Source organism: Aureisphaera galaxeae (assembly GCF_028561275.1).
Taxonomy (GTDB): Bacteria; Bacteroidota; Bacteroidia; order Flavobacteriales; family Flavobacteriaceae; genus Aureisphaera; species Aureisphaera galaxeae.
Window position 1 is genome coordinate 211,912 of the sequence record NZ_JAQQTF010000002.1, and the last position, 20,984, is coordinate 232,895.

Sequence of the window (20,984 nt, forward strand, 5' to 3'; positions counted from 1 at the left end):
GAGATAAATATGTTTGGTTTTTTTAAGAAAAAGAAAATAGAAAAGAAAAAGTATTGGGAGGTAACGGATACCGATCTGGAAAACCTTAAAAAGATACTTTTGGCTTTGCCCAAATCGTATCACTTTATTGTAGATACCATAGATAAGAATGTATTGCTAAGCAAGTACAGGAATACCCGATTGGGGGATCATTGGTTTTCCTTTTCTTTCGAAGAAAAGGGATTTGAAAGCCTTGAAAAAACAGACGTGGATTTTCCTTCTCGGATTGTTTCGAATATTGTTTTAGAATCTGAAGATGGAGACAAGTTACATGCAGAGCTTTATTTTTTAACTAAAGGAATCTTAACCAGTTATAATTTAAACTCGGAAAAGACATTGGAAACCCTAAAAATTAAAGATATCGATGTCCAAAAAGTTCGGGCCAAAATTTTTACCAATGAAGAACACGACCTTTTTAAGCGTAACTTAAAAGAGACTCTAAATAAGGACCTTTTTAATTTTCTGGATACAGAGGATTCCTTTGTTCTGGACGCCTTTCAGACAAAGTTAAGAACAATCAAGTATTTCAATAACGGAGACTACCTGTGCGTCGATGATGACTGGAATTTATACAAAGCCTATCACGATCCTTTCGAGCTTGTAGAAACTTCCATAAATCTGAAACAACTGAATAGTGTATCGGAAATAGAGAATCTTTTAAAAGAATAAAGGGTCCAAATAGTAAAAGCAAACTGTCAAATTACAAGATCATGCACAAACATTTTTCATATAATACAAGAATAAGAGCCATCCTTTCGGTGGTCATTTTAATCTGTTTACCATGGGGTTCTTTTTCGCAAACAGAAGATCATGAAATTCCTTCATATAATGCCGCAGATGTTTCTATAGATGACGTCTCGACAGAAAACCTAAATCTTAATCGGGGTAAAGTTAATTTTAAGATTCCGGTCGCCAGTGTGTCATCAAATGGGGTTGGTGTGGGCTTAAACTTGATCTATAGTGGAGAACAAGGATTGAAGAATGCTTTATACACGAACAAGAAAAGGCCAACGGGAATCGTTGGATTGGGTTGGGAACTTAGTAGTTCGCGAATCGTATGCGATAATAAACAGACAGGTTATCGTGATGATGATGACTTTTATTTAATGGAGAATGGAGCCCTTCAAAAAATGATTTGTGTGAAAAAGACGGGCACCAGTTTCTATGAGTTCAAAATAGAGAACCTGCCCAATTGGAATGTCCATTATTTTAAGAATTCGAATTATTGGAGAATTACCAAGGATGATGGCGTAGTCTATTATTATGGAGACTCGGACCCAAATGTGGATAATAATGCCAACGAAAACATTATTAGGTGGAATAATTGGATTGGAGATTCGAAAGATACGGGAGGAACCACTCAATCCATTGCATGGAATTTGTCAAAGATTTGGGATCAATGGAATAATGAAATACAATTGTATTATGAAACTGTAGATCGGGCAGTACAGCCTGATAATATGGGACCAAAGCATACCGAAGCTTCCTACTTGGTAAGTGTGGAAGCTACAAACGGAAATACGATAGAAATCAATTATGCAGAAAAGACAAATAACGCTTCTGTAAAAGAATACTACGAGCCGCATACGGAAATAAACGAACCGGATGCCTATCAGGAATACTATCAGACCCGATATATAGATGACGTTCAGTTAAAAAACAGGAACAACAATTTGGTGCTTAAGTATGATTTCGATTACGGTATATTTGGTACTGGTCTTATGGCGAAACGATATCTTACGAAAATCACAACGCTGAACTCGGCAAATGAATCCCTAAGGCCACAAATCTTCGAATATCATACTTCCGGGGATTTTCAAGGAGCACTGCACAAGACAATTAATTCCATGGGGTCGGTAATAACCTATTCCTATCAGAACAAATTGTTATATACCAATTCGGAAAACAGATATCATCCAGATTACCAATACGACAATAGTGTTAAGTTAAAAAGTAAGTATTTAAACGACAATTCCATATTCGTCAAGACCGGTAGCGATATAAAATTAATGGATTGGGATGGGCAGTATTGGCGTGTTACAGAAATAAATGGCGATGATTCCATGTTTTACGAAAACACCTATTTTGGATTTCAGGATGCGGATGCAGATGAGCTACATCTATGGTCGAAAGATGCAGATGGGTATAGCTATTCGGAGACTATTATCCCTCTGGACGATGGGGGCAATGGATTGTTAAAGTATGACGATTTCCTATTGTACATTAAGGATAAAATATATCCTATTTATTACGATGGGAAAAAATGGATTAAATCTGTTGGTATTCCTTTTGCCGTCGATGGAGAAGGAGTGGATCACAGTGACATCAATACCTATGGTGAACAGGGGAACCAAATTTGGTTTTCTACCTCCTTGGGCCACCCAAATTTTCATACAAACGTAATTGATGGGATTGGAAGAACCACGAACCATTATATTCTAAGTAAGGAAATGGACAACTCCTTTAAGTTGGAGACCTTTCCGCCTCCTTCTAGTACGGGGACCAATACTATATATGACATCAATTTTGTAATGGAAGACATTACATTGTCTAAAAACTTATTTCGCGACGATTTCATCCATAACAGGGCATACCATGGTACTACTCCACGTTTCTTTAGTGGGGTTAATTGGCAATATAGTGGTACGGGCAGTAATATGATTCGTAAATCCTATGGCGTGAACAAACTTTTTCATGCCGAAAGTGATTATGTATATGCGGATCAGAGATATTATAATACGGCGTGGCAAAGAACCTATGACCCTAATACGGATATTGTTACAGAATACCATATGACAGATATAGATGGGAAGTTCGATTTGCGCTTTATATACGAGCTCGAGGATTATAGATTTATTGGAAACTCTATTTTCGAAGACGATGATAACAATTTTAGTTTTGTATCCCAGTACGATACGAGTACGTTCGATGATGATTTTTTCCAGTACACAGGATTCTCGTCCTACGATAAGATTATAATGCAAAAACTGGTAGATAGGCCTAATGATCTCGATGGGGTCGAGGACAAGTCATGGTATTTTTACATAAAGAAAAATGGAGATATGGCGCAGATGGAGTTACCCAATAGTCGGGCTTCTGCAGTTTGGAATGATTTTTCACCTCCCACTTATACGTATACGGGCCTTTCCAATTCGGCATTGTTTATTCAAAGATTGGATCAAAGCAGTTATTTTCAAAATCTGTATCATCTGTATGAAAATGAAATGAATCAGGATGTATACGATATTGTGGTTGCTTCCATAGATGTGGATAATGGCAACGGCCAGAGCGTTGTATATGCCTATGACTTTAATGCCCCAAATTCCCTTCCCAACAATAGCACATACTATGGGGAAACCATCGTTGAGAACCGAGGGGATGGGAGTTCCAGTCTAGGGAAAACCTACTATTATTACAATGATGGAGCTCAGGATATTAGATTGGTGGGGTTAAATGAAAGAACGGTGATAAAAGATAGATTAGACGTTACCGTGAGTGAAAGTGAAACCCAATATACATTGAACACCGATGTTAGTTATGATAATTCCAATGGAGAAGCCATATATATAGGAAGCCATCTCCTCCCAACGAAAAAAACATCAAGTTCCTTTTTCACGAATGGAACGGGCACCACTTCTTTGGTGAATATTGAACAATTTGAATACAACAATAAAGGACTTCTTCAAAGTACAAGGAAAACTAATAGCAAAGGACAGATTGAAGAAGAGCTAATAGAATATGCCTATGAGACATCTAATGCTTTCGAGAATCTCAATAAATTGGATGCGATTACCAAAAGAATACGTAAAATCGATAATTCGGTGAGGAAAGTTTCTCGTATCGATTGGCAGAACCTTACCGGACATCTTACGCCTTACAAAGTTTACGGAGGCCCAGACGAGAATAATTTACGTTTGGTGACGGAGATCCTTCGTGTAAATAATAGGGGTATTGTAGAAGAATCCAGTAATGATGCAGTTTCTACGGTAAACCTCCTGGGGTATAATAACCGATATTCGGTAGCCAAAGTGCTTAATAGCACATTTGCTGAAGTGATGGGTGCATTGAATATATCCTTTTCAGAATTGCAGAATTTGTCGACACCAGAGCTTAAAACGGAACTAATGAACCTGTATGCTAATTTGCCCAATGCTTTAATTACTTTAACATTTTACAATGAGAATGGGAGGGCTATCAATACAGTGGATGCAAGACAGGATGAGTTTTTCTATTATTATGATTCCTTCGGAAGGTTGGATTACACAACCGATGCCGAAGGTAATGTCTTGAACAAGAACGAATACAATTTCGGAAATTGAGAAACGGAAGAAGTACTAATATTCCCGAAACAAGGAGTAACTGAAGGTTCGGTGTCGGTCCTTGGTTGTTTTGTTGTCTTTCCTGTCGCAGTATGAGGTAATAGGATGCAAAGACTCAATTAGGTGTCCGTTGGGCAAAGGGTGTTATTTTCAGAAAGCTTGATGGGACACTTTAATGGATGGACTGGCGAAAAAATTAGGGCTTAAGCACAAATTATGAGTCGCCGAACTACTGAATAAATATCTCCTATCCGCTATACCTCAAAGTAATAATGTCATTTCCCTAAAGCTTTTGTTCATGATTGCATTTTGAACAAATTGATAATCTTATCTTTAATCATTACTAAAATACTACTGCCGTCTTACTTAAATATTATATCTTTGTAGTCTTAATCTTACAAATTAAATATATGTTTTTTAGGCAATAGCTTTTTTTTCAGCAGCTCCGCACTTCTGCATTTTTCGGGCCTTTGCGGCGATTGAAACCTCCAAAAAATGCATTTTATCGATGAAATTTGCATTTTATGGGATTTAATTGTAGAATTGGGGAGCAAAACTTATTGCCCCCGAACCTTTAAATCTAGTTGTTATGACTTTAAAATCTAAATTTAACCTACTTACTGTTGTGCTTTTGCTATGTACAACTTTTGCTTTTGCTCAGACCAATTCAGGTGGACAGCCTTCCATCATCACAGGTGATGTAGCGATCAACAAGTATCACGAACGTGAGGAACTTGAAAGAATGCGTAAAGGTCACTTGTTGCAGTTGTACAATAAACGTATAGAAGTAATTATCAAGATCCTTCCTAACATCGCATTCGCAACAAAACCGGGTGTTACCATGAGTTCCTTAGGTATTCCAGATACCAAAGAAAACCGTATTGCACTTCAGGAGAATACAAATGCGACGACCACCTATTTTCAGAACACTCTAAAGTTTCAGAAAATTGTATTGCCTTATTCGGATAAGAGTAATTTGATTGCGGCTATCCTCTTCTACGAAGAAACTCTCAAGGCATTGCACACGTACGAAGACTTCAATTAATGAAGTGAATATACTCGGCGAATTTTAACAACCTTCTGAGGCACAAATTCCTACGTTTAAGAGGATTCTTTGTTAAATTTCGTGTATTTCATCGATATTATTTGCATTTCGTGGAATTTGCAGTATATTTATAATCTTCTTTATGAAGTATTTAACACAAACGAAAGCGTATGAACAAAAACTACCCTACAATATTTTTATTACTACTATTACCTCTTCTGTGTTTTTCGCAGCAGGAGAAAGGGATTTACGGTAATGAAAATTGGCTGAGCATCTGGACCGAATTTAATTCGAAGTCCAAGCAATACCCCGAACCTACACAAATTCTTTCCGGAACAATTTCGAAGGACACCAAGCTAATGAAGAAAGAAACTTATCTTCTGCTTGGAGACGTATTTGTGACAGACAGTACCACACTTTCCATCGAACCTGGTACAGTGATCCTTGCCGACTACAAGTCGAAAGCGTCATTGGTTATCAGCAATGGTTCCAAAATCATGGCCGAAGGTACCCAAACTGATCCTATTATCTTTTCATCCAACAGAGGCGTGAAGAAAAAAGGTGATTGGGGAGGAATCGTTCTTCTGGGAGATGCCCCTGTGAACAAGGTTGGCGAAACTTGGGATTTCGATTATGGAATGAGAGCTCCATCTGCAGGTCTACTGCGTTATGGAGGTCAGAACCCAGAAAGTAATTCTGGAGTGATGAAGTACGTAAGAATCGAATATGCTGGTAAAAGAACCAAAGATCATGGTTATTTCAACGGTTTAACGTTGGCTGGAGTTGGCGACGGAACTGTGATCGAAAATATTATGGTATCCTACAGTGAAGGAGGTTCCTTCTATGTGCTAGGTGGAAATGCCATCATGTTCCAATTGGTTTCTTTTAGAGCAAAAAGAAATGACTTCATATTCAACTATGGGGCGCAAGCGCTACTAACGAATTCGTTGGCGGTAAAGTCACCCTACCATACTACCTCAGGAAAAGCAAGTAGTGTTTACTTGGCTTCTTATGAAGAGAAGAGCGAAGTGGATCCTACGAAAAAAGGTACTTATCTCTATGCAGAGAACCTTACTCTTATGGTCTTAAGTGACAACTTGGAGGCCGATACCAATGTAGGGCTTGTACACGAAGCTATGTATGTTAAGGAGGGAACGTCGTTCTTAGTGGATAAAAGTATTTTCTCTGGTTTCAATCCAGCAGTTGTATTGGATAACAAGATCTTCGTTAACAACGAAAATCTTAGCAAGATGCGATTCACCAATATGTATTTCAACAACTGTAAAGGAAATATTTTCACCGAAAACGTACCCAACAACGAAGACCTAGAGAATTGGTACGGCAACAGTGCCTTTGGTAATGTGTACTCTCACGGATCAGATTCTGAAACATTTATCAATGTTAAGAATATGAGCGACCCAGATTTCAGACTGAGAATCAACAAAATCATTGCGAGTAGTATTCCTGAAAAATAAGAAAAGCATACATCAAAAGATTTTTTAACTAGTATATCTGGATCTCTTTCTAGATGTACTGTTAGCTACCTTATTGGTTATAAACAGCAAAAAACATCTGGATGGAAAAAACTACTTTTCTAAAATTCTTATCGCTCCTAATTGGCTTTTTCATGGCTTCGCACATTGGAAAGATCAACGGGCAGATTGTTATTGGAACTCCGGATCTCCAGTTTACCCAGGCATGCGCCAACGAAGACTTTAATACGTATGCGGTAAACTTTGTATTCAACCCAGAATCTGGAGTAAATCCATCCAATCAGTTTATCGTTGAAATGTCCGATGCCGAAGGTGATTTTTCCGAACCCGTAGTCGTATACACGTCCAATCCGGGAGATATAAGTACTTCCCCAGCCACGGCAAACTTTTCGATTCCAACAACCACTGGAGGCGAAGGGTACAAGGTAAGGATACGCAGTACCCAGCCAGAAGCTACGAGTACACCTTCAGATAGTTTTCCTGCTTATTACAAAATACAGGATAGCCCCTTTACCATTAACAATTTGGATCCTGAAGCCAGTTTTTGTCCTGGGGGGAGTTACCTCCTTACCATAGACAACCCTGGAGAAGGTCAGAACGATTCACCTTTAAATTACCCGTCCCTTACCTTTAATTGGTTCAAGGAAACAGGTCCTACTTCCTCTGTTTTGGTAGCCCAAACAGAAACGCTATCGGTTACCCAACCCGGTGTTTACTTCGTAGAGACCAATTATGGAACCTGTACGTCAGATTCATTTTCCAATCGGGTTACCGTGACCGAAGCAACCGGACAGGACGAAGTGTCTGCGCCGATTATATCCAGCTTAGGGAATCCCTTTTGTGCAGAAGAAGGTCCCACCGAATTGAGTACCGTTCCAGGAAATAGCTATCAGTGGTTCCTAGCAGGTTCTCCAATTCCCGGTGCGACAGGACAAACGTATGTAACAGATGTTTCCGGTTCGTATTCTGTAGTCGTAAATTTTGGAAGCTGTGAAGCCACTGGAACCATAGAATTGGATGCAGGAGATTTCACTAGCAGCATCGATGTACCCGACTTAAATATGCTTGAAGAAGGCGATACGCTTTTTGTGACGGTTACAACAGATGCGACAAGTCCCGTTTTCGAATGGTTTCTCAACGAGGAAGCTATTCCAGGAGCTTCCCAAAGCACATTTAGCGTTACCGAATTTGGAGCGTATCGCGTTGCCATTACACAAACCGGCGATTGCGTAATTACTAGAGAACACACCTTTCAGGTGGATGAATTTATAAACCCTTTTCCTGAAGTGAGTAATATCCCTAACCTAATAAGCCCAAACGGAGATGGAATTAATGATACTTGGATTATTCCCGTCTCTTACGTAAGTGGTACAAATACAGAGGTTATTATTATTTCAAGCAGAGGAGAAACCGTATTGAGCACCAAAGAATATTTGAATGATTGGCCCCAAGATCAGCTCACCCTTAATAGTGTTAACCAAATCTACTATTACATGATCATTCCCGAGGGCCAGGACCCTAAAAAAGGTTCTATAACCATCGTAAAATGACGTGAGAACATTAACCATCTATATCATTCTATTTTTCTGTTTTGCGACAACAGTTTATTCGCAGGACGGGGATGGTGTGGTTGCCCTAGACATACCTGCTAGAAACTCCCTGATGTTCAATAGGTTCATCGCACAACCTACCTTTAGCTTCGTGCGTGAGCAGAACAAGTATATCACGGTAACCAACAAAAGGGAATTGGTCGAGGTGGAAGACGCCCCTCTTACCTATTTTTTCAATTACTCAGGACGTATTAGAGAAAACATAGGTGCAGGAATTGGGGTGTACCAACAAAATTATGGGGTGCTCACGACTTTTGGTGGAATCCTAAATTTCGCCTATAACATTCAGGCAGAAGAAGACAGTAATATCACATTTGGAATCAATGTGGGTGCCTACCAAAGTGGTTTGGACAGTGGAAAGGTAGTCACAAATTTCGACGACCCTGCCCTAAATAACATTCCATCCAATTTCCTACTTACCATACATCCTGGAATTAATTACGGGACCGGTTTTATGGATTTTGGTCTTTCCCTTAATAACGTAGTGACCTATAACTTCAACACCTCTGGATTGGTAGAAGACAATCCGAAACAAGGTGTTCAAGGTCATATGATGTACACGGGATATTTCAGCGGATATGGCTTTTTCGGACAGAGTAGATTCTCTGCTTTGGCCAGATCCGAATTTCAAAAAGACAACACCATAGTATCGGGGGCAGTTATGCTCACGGTACCCAAAGGAATATGGGCACAGGTAGGTTACAATACCATGTACGGAGCCTCAGGTGGATTGGGGGTTAATTTAACGCCTCAGATTGCCGTGGAATACAACTACGAAAGACCTATCGTAGGTCTTACCAACCTGGGTGCGGCCCACGAGATTACCCTTGCCTATAGATTCAAAAACAATAATTACTACAAGTACAGTAGGGATGACGAATTATCGGGTCTATTCAATCCCGATAGACCTAGAAGAAGGAGAAGTACAAAGAAACCTGTTGCCAAGGTACAGGAGCCTAAAGAAGACGATCAAGCTAAACTTGAAGCTGAAGAACAGGCTAGGATAGAGGCCGAAGAACAGGCCCGACTTGCTGCCGAAGAACAAGCAAGATTGGAAGCTGAGGAACAAGCCCGATTGGATGCCGAGGCCGAAGCACAACGTGAAGCTGACGATGAGGCGAGAAGAGAGGCGGAGGCACAAGCCAAGCGTGAAGCTGAAGCACAGGCGAGAAGAGAAGCCGAAGCACAAGCCAAGCGTGAAGCTGAAGCACAGGCGAGAAGAGAAGCCGAAGCACAAGCCAAGCGCGAAGCTGAGGAACAAGCGAGAAGAGATGCCGAAGCACAAGCCAAGCGCGAAGCTGAAGAACGGACAAGATTAGAAGCCGAGGCACAGGCCAAACGTGAAGCTGAAGAACAAGCAAGATTAGAAGCGGAAGCTCAGGCCAAACGAGAAGCTGAGGAGCAAGCCAGAAGAGAGGCCGAAGCGCAAGCCAAACGTGAAGCTGAGGAGCAGGCTAGAAGAGAGGCCGAGGCACAGGCCAAGCGTGAAGCTGAAGAACAAGCAAGATTAGAAGCGGAAGCTCAGGCCAAGCGTGAAGCTGAGGAGCAGGCGAGAAGAGAAGCCGAAGCACAAGCCAAACGTGAAGCTGAAGAACAGGCAAGATTAGAAGCGGAGGCTCAAGCCAAGCGTGAAGCGGAGGAGCAAGCCAGAAGAGAAGCTGAAGAACAAGCAAGATTGGAGGCAGAAGAACAAGCGCGATTGGAAGCCGAGGAACAAGCTAGGATAGAAGCAGAAGAGCAAGCCAAGCGTGAAGCTGAAGAGCAAGCGAGATTGGAAGCAGAAAGATTGGCGAGAGAGCAACGCGTTAAAAATCCTCAGGATGCTATTGGTAGGTCCATAAGTGAATTGGCACAGGAAACTGAGGAAACCAGAAAGGAACAGGAGGATCTTATCAAGCAATTAGAGGACGCGGTTGCAGTGAAGGAACAAGACCTTAAGGACCTTAAGGAAGAGAATGATCTTAGTGAACAAAACATTTATGTAGAGCCTAAGCCTTTCAAAAGTGTGACGGCAGAAAATCAAGCTATTGAGCTTCTAAAGATCGATTTAGATACGATCATCCTAAGGCAGGAGAAGAAGATCGCCATGTTAGAGTCCTTATTAGAAGATAGGAAGCGAACCATTAGTGATCCTAGGGACGAAACGAATGTTTACTACCAGAATGAAATTGCTACGCTGAAGAAGGAGCAGGCAGAAGCGATTCGAAGACGCGAGTTCTTAGTATCCTCCTTGGAGCAGATATCCATCGCTACCGACTTTGAGCGCAAGCGAAGAATTAAGCGTGCTGCCTATGACAATGATCAGGATAGGTACCAACAAGACAGAAATACGCTGAGCAGTTTAAAACGAACTGTTACGCCAAGTGATACTCCATTGCCCTTAGAGGAATACGATTTTGGTAAACAGCGAAGCGGTAATATTGAAATTCTTAAGGATGTTAAGAATACAGAAAACGGCTATTACTTAGTACTTGCCGTACATAATGACGTGTTAAAACGAGACAAGTTCTTGGTACAGGTGCTTTCATCTGGATACAAGGATGTGGATTTCTTCTTCAATGTAGATACGAGTGAGTATTACATCTACGCTAAGAAATTCACCTCGATTAATGAAGCGGAAAATGCTTTAAGAAACAAAGGCAATGAGCCTTACAACGAAAAGATGAGTATAATAAAAATTGAAAATCAATAATGACGTAAGAAAGTAGTGCGCCGCCCCCGGCTCTCCTAAGATATGGGAGATAGCAAACCATTAATACCAGCCACCATGAACAAAACTACTGTTAAAAGATTCCCCGTATATCTTATAATTCTATTTTTAGGTATACAAGCCTACGCTCAAAACTATGTCCCATTCACCCCTAGATTCGATCAAGATCTCAAAGGAGATATTGTACTCATTGGAAACAATATTTTAGGGCCAGACAACAATCCTTTCAACGACAATACTGCATATAACCACCAAGTGGACATGCAGTATATTGACATTGATAGTGATCCTACAACTTTTAGTTCTTCCAGTGCCGACTTACAGTTGGCAGATCCGAGCTGTTATCAGATCATTCATGCAGGACTCTATTGGAGTGCTGTAACCAAAGGAACAGAACCTTTCGATACGGTAAAGTTCCAGGGTCCGGGAGGAAGCTATGTCGATATTACCGGTACGGTTATTTTCGATGCCAACGGTGTTTCGGTAGATGGGGGAGATAGCTTTCCCTACGCCTGTTATGCCGATGTTACTAGTATCGTAACTGGGTTAGGTTCTGGTGCTAATCTGGGTACGTATACCGTAGCCAATATATCGAGTGCTTTGGGGGAAACAAGTACATTCGATCCGTATAATGGAACAGGGTATTCGGCTGGTTGGTCCCTTTTCATTGTATATGAAGATCCCAGACTTCCTGGGAAATCCATTACAAGTTTCGATGGTTTTAGCGCTATTAGTGTACCCGGTGGAAATACAAGTTTAGATATTCCAGTTTCAGGTTTTAGAACGGTTCCTGCTCCGGCTCCGGTAAGAGCAAATTTTGCATTTGCCACCTTAGAAGGAGATAAGCCAATTACCGGAGACCAACTAAACCTTAATGGAAGTACCCTTTCTACGATAGACCGTCCGGCGACGAACTTTTTTCATAGTTCGGTTACCCAGCTCAATGCAACCCCAGTAAATGATAGGAACCCCAATAGTACCAATACACTCGGGTTCGATACAGGGGTAATGGTGGTACCGAATCCTGGAAACACGGTAATTGCTAACGACGCTACGGCGGCAACGATTACGGTGTCTACCAGTGGGGATACCTATTTCCCCTATTTTATGGCGATGGCCGTAGAAATCATTGAACCCAATATCGTCCTCACAAAGATCGTGGAAGATGAGTTTGGTAATGATATTGGTGGACAAGTGGTTGGCCTTGGCCAAGATTTGAATTATGTGATTGGTTTTCAGAATACAGGAAATGATGATGCGACCAATTTTACCATACGGGATATTCTACCTATTAATATTATCTACAATCACCCAACTGATTTGGTACTCCCAGCGGGGGTGACCGTTCAAAGTTACAATCCGACAACACGGGAACTTATTTTCGACATCGATGATTCTCTAGTAGAAGAAAACGATCCCGCCTACGAAATCAGAATTGAAGTTCAGGTGGTAGATACCTGTCAACAATTGGCGGCTGCCTGTTCCGATTTAATTCAGAACCAGGCATTTGCTACCTATCAAGGGACATTGAATCCTACATTCATTATTACCGATGATCCGAGTCACAACTCAAATGCTGGATGTCTAATTAATCCAGAAGCAACTAACTTCTTAGCAGATTTGGATGACTGTGTATTCGTTCAAAATGAAACCTTGTGTGGTGATAGTTTGACGTTAACTGCTGCCGATGGTTATGTGGCCTACTCATGGTCTACCGATATTTCGGGAACCCCGGTTATTGGAACAGGACAGAGTATCACGGTTACTGCGACAGGGACATATTATTCCTTCAATACGGCTGCAGCACCCTGTAGATCGATTGTTCAGCAATACGATGTAACCCTCTTTGGGGGTAGTATACCCAACCCCATTATTCCGTATGCAGATGAGGTGGTTATCTGTCCGAACGACGGAAAGGAATTACCTAATATCTATTTATGTGGGGAAGATGATTTTAGGGACTTAAATGTAGACATAGCCAGTGCCATCGATATCTTTTGGGAAGTGCTGGATGAGTCTAGCTGTCCTCCCGTTTCCGATCCCGATTGTGCCAACGAAGACAATTCCTGTACTTGGAACATCGTAGGTACCGGCCCGGACTACACGGCCAATACGGCTGGTCAATACAGATTGACCATTAACTACGAAGGGGGATGTTTTAATCAGTTCTTCTTTAATGTCTATCAAAACGTTTTAGATCCAGTAGTTACGGTAACCGATATTATCTGTACTACTCCGGGAACCATTACCGTTAGTAACGTACCGGCCAATTACGAATATAGTCTGGATGGCATAAACTTTCAGGCCAGTAACGTATTTTCTGTAACCTCTCCAGGTATTTATACAGTATACATTCAGCAAGTAGGTGTGCCTACAGGAGCTTGTTTGTTTACAGTACCCGATGTTTTGGTTCGAGCACGCGACTTTACTGTTTCTTCCATTGTTGAGCAACCGCTTTGTAATGGAGATTTAGGAAGTATCTTTTTGGCAGCCAACGATGCCGAACCACAGTATTTCTTCTCTCTTTATCAGGGAGCCACTTTGGTAAATGCGGTAGGACCCATTACGGATAACACGCATTCTTTCCTAAATCTTAATCCAGGAACTTATACTGCGGTAGTTGAGACCGAAGATGGATGTACCCATACAGAGGACATCACAATTATCGAACCTGATTTGTTAACGGTTACGGCGGCCCTCACGGTTCCGTTAACCTGTACCGATGGTGAGATTACTATATATCCAGTGGGAGGAACACCACCGTATTTCTATTTCATAAATAGTTCGACAGTCTTTCAAACAGTTCCAGAATATGTGGTCACTGCACCTGGAGTATACAATATTACAGTGGTAGATGCCAATAACTGTAGTGCACAGACTTCCATTACAGTAGAAGCTACGCCACCTCCCGAATTTAACGTACTAACTACAGATATTCAATGTGCGGATGACGGCGATGCCGGAATCATAACCATAGACGTTATCAACGCCAATGGTCATACCCTTCAATTCAGTATAGATGGGGGTGCGACCTTTAGTACTTCTCCTGTTTTCACGGGACTTGCTGCGGGTAGTTACGATGTGGTTGTAGAATATACTATTGGTCCTTCGGTTTGTTTATCAGACCCACAAACCGTGACCATTGACGCCGCAACGGCGATTTCGGGAACTGCCGAATTAACATCACCCTATACCTGTACATCGAGCGGAACCATTACTGTTACCACGGTAACAGGTGGAGATCCTCCATATACCTACAGTATTGATGGTATTAACTTTCAATCGAGCCCAACATTTACTGGCTTAACAGCAGGGACTTACACTGTGACCATCATGGATAGCAGTGGTTGTACCGCTATTACCAATGATATTACCATCCCTGCGTTGGATCCTCCAACGGATCTAATGTTTAGTAACACCCCACTTACCTGTCCAACTAATCTGGTCGATATTACCATTACAGGAACTACTGGTGGCGTGGCTCCATTAGAGTATCAAATCATTGCTCCAGCTGCTGCAGCTACTCCATATCAAGCTTCTAATGTATTTACAGGATTAGCGCCAGACGTATATACCTTCCAAGTAAGGGATGCCAACGACTGTACCTATAGCGAATCGTATGCAGTTGCACCATTACCAACCATCGATATTGTTGCGCAGACAATTAGCAATGTTACCTGTTTTGGTGCGGACGACGGAAGTGTACAATTTACTGTTTCAGGAACTACTACTTTTGAATATACCATCAATGGAGGAGCCCCAATACCAGGAGCATCACCAATCACCTTAAATGGATTGGGTGCGGGCAGTTACACTATCTTAGTTACCGATCTTGTTACGAACTGTCAGGCTACCGCCACTGCAGATGTAGCCGGGCCAACGACCCCATTGTCCATAGCATTGGAAATTTCACCTATTACCTGTGTGGCCGATGGTAGCGCCGTGATTAATGCCGCAGGTGGTTGGGGAGGATATGTATACACACTTACATTACCGGACACCACGACCTTGCCTCCACAGGGAAGCAATACATTTACCAACTTGACTCAAGCGGGGACTTACACTATTGAAGTAGAGGATGCAGGCGGATGTGTGGCGACCGATACTTTCGATTTGACCACTCCAACACTTCCTACCGCTACTATTAGTACCTCGTCAGATCTATGTTTTGACTCCGGCGATAATGCAAGTATCATTGTGGATGCTACTTCAGGACAACCTCCTTACGAGTATAGTATTAATGGAGGACCTTATCAGAGTAGCAATGTCTTTGCCGACTTAGGACCGGGTAGCTATGTCGTTACGGTTAGGGATTCTTTCGGTTGTGAAGTCACTTTACCAGCTCAAATAATCGCGCCAGAACTATTGGTAGATGCGGTATTGACTGATTCTCCCGATTGTACTCCAACTCCAGATGCGGCCATTACCGGAACCATTACCGGGGGTACGGCAGCATATACCTACGCAGTGTCTATTAATGGAGGTGGCTTTACTCCATTAGGAGCAACAGGCCCAATATTTACGTATTCAACTGCCACGCCTGGAACGTATCAATTTGAAGTGACCGACGCCACCGGGTGTACGGCAACTTCTCCGATTGTAACTATCAATCCAGTGATACCACCAGTGATTGATTTGGTAACACAAACAGAACCAATTCTATGTAATGGCGATAGCAACGGAGCCATCGATATTTCCTACGATCCTACAGTAGGTACTCCTCCATTCCTTATCAATGTATTTAACGATACTACAGGAACGGACTATGGAACTCAAACCACAGGATTACCCGCTGGGGACTATACCATTACCTTAACGGATGCAAATTCCTGTACCGATACAGAGACCATTACAATTACGGAACCAGATCCGATCGTTGTAGATTTTACTACGATCGATATCCAGTGTTTCCCAGGAGGTACTTCGCAAGGATCCATTATTATTAACAGTGTAGTTGGGGGTACAGCACCGTACAACTACTTCGTTACCGGTTCTAATGGATATTCTGCTTCCGAGTTTAATGCCACCGGAACTACTTCGGTTACCTTTAATGTAATCGATTTCGGTTTGTATGAAATTAATATTGTCGATTCCAACGGATGTTCTGTACTCTTCCAAGATGTACTCATTGCATCTCCACCGGATGATCTCGATATTACGGTAGCGAGTACCGTAGATTGCGCAACCGGAGGACAAGCTGTGGTTACCGTAAGTTCTATTTTGGGAAGTACCGGACCGTTCTGGTTTACCATATACCAAGGGCCTATCTCCGTATATCCTAATCCGCCAGGATCATGGATACCTGAAGATGCCCCAGGAAGTCAATCGGCTACCTTTACTGGCTTAACGCCGGGTCTTACCTACACGTTTATTGTATATGACGAATCTACCATGTGTAGTTATTTTGAACCTGCGACTACACCGATCCCAACGAACTCTACTTTGACCACTTCGGCAGAGAGCTCGGATAATGTTACTTGTACGGGTAGCGACGATGGAGACGTGTCTTTCACGGTAAATAGTATCTATGCTGCACCGGTGAACGTGAGTTATGAAATTTTCGATTCCCTAACGCTTATTACCACGGGAATCTCTGGAACCGGAGTAGTGCCAGCAGGTGGTTCATTGACCGTTTCCGACTTAGGCCCACTTCCTTTTGGAAACTATTATGTGCTTATTGAAGAGACTTCTGGACCGAATGTAGGTTGTGGTGTCGCTACAGCACCATTCTCCATTACGGAGTCCGCAATTTTATTGGAGCTTACCGCTTCGGTAGATCAAAATGCCAATTGTAATCCTAACTCAGGGGTGGTGAGTGCCATTGCACAAAACGGAACCGCACCTTATGTGTACCAGATTACAACCACTCCGGGAGCACCTGCTCCAACAGATCCTTCTTGGGATCCTGCTAGTACATTCAATGTAGATGCGGGGAGTTACTATGTACATGTAATGGATGCCTTCGAATGTATTATTACCAGTCCTGTACAAGTAGTGGATATGGACCCAGAACCAGTTATTGATGCTGTTACGGCCAACCAGTGTTCTACTCCGCAAGGGCAATTTGAGATAGATGTTACCTTAACAACGGCAGGAATTCCCCCATATAGTGTTAGTATTGATGGAGGTGGTTTCCAAGCGCAAACCTTCCCATTCACGATTTCCGGACTATCCTCTGGAACGCATACTGTAGAAGTAGTAGATGCAAATGGATGTGGAAACCTTGTGACTTTAGATATTGAACCTCCATTAGGATTGACTCCAGAAGTTACGGCTCAGCCAACTTGTGATGACGACGATGGAGAAATTACGATCACTGCTACGGGTGGTACAGGAGGCTATTCGTATAGTATTAGTCCGAACCCACCAACTATTGTATTGACTGGAAACGTATTTTCCGGTGTTCCTTCAGGGACGTACACCGTAACAGTGACCGATACGACTACCTTATGTACAGAAGATATTTCGGTGACCCTAGAGAACGCTATCCCTGTTACTTTCGATACGGAAGTGACCGATGTAAGCTGTAATGCAGGTAACGATGGTCAAATTATCGTGGATCTACTTCCAGGGAATGACAACCCAGTTTATACTTACGAAATTACTGCCCCTATAGTAGTTCCACCGCAAACCAGTAACATTTTCACTGGACTTACTGCAGGAACCTATACGGTACAAGTAACATCGGGAAGGGATTGTGTTGCCACAGCAGATGTTCCAATTGCTGAGCCGTTGTTGCTTGAAGCAACAGGAACAGCTACTGCCTTTGTTTGTATTGGAGATAATGTTCCTTCTACCTCTACCATAACCATTACGGAAACAGGAGGAACGGCCGACTTTGACTATAGTATTGATGGAACGAATTACTTTGACACCAATGTCTTCGAAGTAATCGATACTGGAATTACGCAAGTAATTACCGTATATGTGAGAGATGCAAACAATTGTATTGCAACAAATACTGTTACCATAGACCCATTACCTATTATAACAGCAACCTCGTTTACAGAAGTTACACCTATCGATTGTAACCAAACGGGATCTGTTGCTATTAACGTAACTGGCGGTTCTGGAAATTTCGAATACGAATTATTACCAGATGGTCCTACGCAAGCTTCTAACGTGTTTGCTATCCCTGGGCCGGGAACTTACTACTATCAAGTTAACGACTTAGATACCAACTGTTATTTCCTAACCGATGCCTTTGAAGTGCCCCCATTTGATCTGATTGATGCCACATTGGCCGTAACACAAGAAAACGACTGTTTCGGTGCCACCGATGGCGAACTCGAATTAACCATTTCCGGATATAGTGGCGCATATACATACCAAATCCTGGATGGATCGGGAGCACCCATAGGAGGTCCAGTTGCGGCCAATACATCAACAAATCCACAGATAATTACTGGATTGCCGGCTGGAAATTATTCCATAGAAATTGTGGAGACCGATTCACCATTCTGTTCAACGAATACGGATGTGGTGAACATTGGATCGCCTCCAACCCCATTGGTATTAGATGCTTCAGAAACATCGAATGTTACCTGTAATAACAACGTGGGTATCATCACTGCATTGGCAGATGGTGGAACCGCTCCTTATGAATATGAGTTGACAGGTGATGCTACAGTTCCGTATTCTTCCAACAATGTGTTCGAAAACCTAAGTGCTGGAAACTATGTTGTAAACGCGAGGGATGCGAATGGATGTATCGAGAGCTTTGCTATCGTGTTAATGGAACCAGATCCGATAGATGCAGATTTTGTTCCAAGTACTACGACCTTATCATGTTTCGGTGATCAGGACGCGTCCATCACCATAGAAAATGTTACTGGTGGTCAAAATGGAAATTATACATATACCCTAAACACTATTTCTCCAACACCTTCTACGTCAGGACCACAATTGTCTAATGTATTTGAAGGATTAGGAGCAGGTACCTATACCGTGACCATTGAAGACGGTTATGATTGTTCCTTAGTGTCTTTACCTATTATCATTAGTGAGCCAGATACGATCATTTCGAACCTAGTAGCAGAAACAACCCCAACCTGTTTGGTTGAGGCCCAACTCACACTAAGTGCTGTTGGTGGAACCGGCGGAACGTATGAATATAGTGAAACACCGAATTTTGCCGTGATCTTAGGATCCTTCACCACTTCGGTTACCTTCTCCGTACCTCCGGGAACTTACAGTTATTACGTGCGAGATGTGAATGGATGTGTGGACAATGCGTCCAACGAAATTACCATCGATCCGCTTCCAGAGTTGATGGTTGAGGTACTTTCAGATAATCCGCAGATTAACTGTGCTGGAGATAATACAGGAGTAATTGTCGCTACTGCACAAGGTGGACTTGGAAACTATGTGTACGAATTGCAGGATGCCAACGGAAACCCAATTGCTGCTACCCAAGATCCTCCGGGAACATTTACAGAGTTGCCTGTGGGGGTTTATATAGTGCAGGTGGAAAGTGGAGATTGTTTGTCTACTTCTGAAGATATCACCATTACAGAGCCGGAGTTTGCATTACAGGCAGACTTTGAGGTGACCAATGTACTTTGTCAAGGTGAAAATAACGGAAGGTTAGAAATCTTGGCCGAAGGCGGATCGGGAATTTACCTGTATGCTATTTCACCGCGATTGGATCAGTATTTTGAAACTGGAACTTTCGAAAATCTAGAGCCTGGAAATTACGATGCCATCGTTCAGGATGAGTTAGGTTGTTTCTTAACCTTCAATTTCAATGTTACGGAGCCACCAGCAGTATTGCTAGGAATAGTGCCAGATTCTACCATTCCTGAAATCTGTGAAGGAGATATGGACGGTTTCTTCAGTATAGAAGTTGAAGGAGGAACACTTCCATATAGCGTAAGCTTAGACGATCCTGATGGTGAATATACCCAGGGTGGACCTACTCAAACAATGTTCGATTTCGATAACCTTGGGGGAGGAGATCATATTGTATATGTTCGCGATAGCTTAGGATGTGAGTCCGAATGGAACATTACATTCCCAGAATCCGTGGCTTTAGATCCAGGGGTTAATGTAGAAGTGCAATGTATCGATAATGTATCCACCAACGTGGTTACCGTAGAAGTAGATGAAACGGCCGTAGACTTAACACAGTTGGAATATTCGTTAAACGACGGACCGTTCCAAAGTAGTAATATATTTACGGATCTACCGGCAAGTACAGACAATTTTATTACCGTAAGACATACTAACGGTTGTACGAAGATCACAGAGCTTTTCGATGTGCAAGCGGTGGCACCAGTTTGGCTTTTCTTAGAAGAAGGTGAGCTAAACGAAATTGTGGCCATTGCAAATGGTGGAAACGGAGAATTTACATACACCTTTAATGGAGAAGATTTCGGTGGGATCAATGTATTTACGATCACCGCATCTGGAACCTTTGAAGTGATAGTTACCGATAGCAGTGGTTGTTCGGCCGTTGCTTTAGTGGAAAGAGAATTTATAGACATATGTATCCCCGATTACTTTACACCAAATGGCGACGGTGTACAAGATGGTTGGACTATAGGATGTGCCCCAAATTATCCGAATCTAATATTCTCCATTTACGATCGCTACGGACGTAAGGTGGCTACCTTGCGCGCTGGTGAGATGTGGGATGGTAAGTATAATGGTTCGGAGTTACCAACTGGTGATTATTGGTTCATTGTTGAAACCGATAGATCCGGAGAAGTACGTGATTTTGTAGGCCATTTTACATTATACAGATAATGAAAGTCCCCATGAAATCAA

At 42.2% G+C, this 20,984-nt stretch carries 7 protein-coding genes; all 7 read left to right on the forward strand.

Annotation, left to right across the window (positions count from 1 at the left end; genetic code table 11):
- The first annotated feature begins 9 nt into the window (after positions 1–9).
- The 7 genes from POV27_RS00840 to POV27_RS00870 all read left to right on the forward strand — a co-directional run bounded on the left by POV27_RS00840 (position 10) and on the right by POV27_RS00870 (position 20,963).
- The gene (locus tag POV27_RS00840; protein WP_272860830.1) at positions 10–708 is read left to right on the forward strand and encodes a hypothetical protein; all 699 of its coding nucleotides are present in this window, start codon (positions 10–12) and stop codon (positions 706–708) included.
- Between the two features lie 41 nt (positions 709–749).
- Complete coding sequence (locus tag POV27_RS00845; RefSeq protein ID WP_272860831.1) at positions 750–4,358, forward strand: hypothetical protein; 3,609 nt, start codon at positions 750–752, stop codon at positions 4,356–4,358.
- Between the two features lie 589 nt (positions 4,359–4,947).
- A complete protein-coding gene (locus tag POV27_RS00850; RefSeq protein ID WP_272860832.1) occupies positions 4,948–5,403 on the forward strand; it encodes a hypothetical protein in 456 nt (151 codons plus the stop codon).
- A gap of 170 nt (positions 5,404–5,573) precedes the next feature.
- Positions 5,574–6,878: a hypothetical protein gene (locus POV27_RS00855; RefSeq protein ID WP_272860833.1), complete on the forward strand. Its 1,305-nt coding sequence runs from the start codon at positions 5,574–5,576 to the stop codon at positions 6,876–6,878.
- A gap of 101 nt (positions 6,879–6,979) precedes the next feature.
- On the forward strand, positions 6,980–8,446 hold the full coding sequence (locus POV27_RS00860; RefSeq protein ID WP_272860834.1) for a T9SS type B sorting domain-containing protein: 1,467 nt from the start codon (positions 6,980–6,982) through the stop codon (positions 8,444–8,446).
- Between the two features lies 1 nt (position 8,447).
- Positions 8,448–11,198: a PorP/SprF family type IX secretion system membrane protein gene (locus POV27_RS00865; protein WP_272860835.1), complete on the forward strand. Its 2,751-nt coding sequence runs from the start codon at positions 8,448–8,450 to the stop codon at positions 11,196–11,198.
- Between the two features lie 75 nt (positions 11,199–11,273).
- Positions 11,274–20,963: a T9SS type B sorting domain-containing protein gene (locus POV27_RS00870; RefSeq protein WP_272860836.1), complete on the forward strand. Its 9,690-nt coding sequence runs from the start codon at positions 11,274–11,276 to the stop codon at positions 20,961–20,963.
- Positions 20,964–20,984 lie beyond the last annotated feature (21 nt).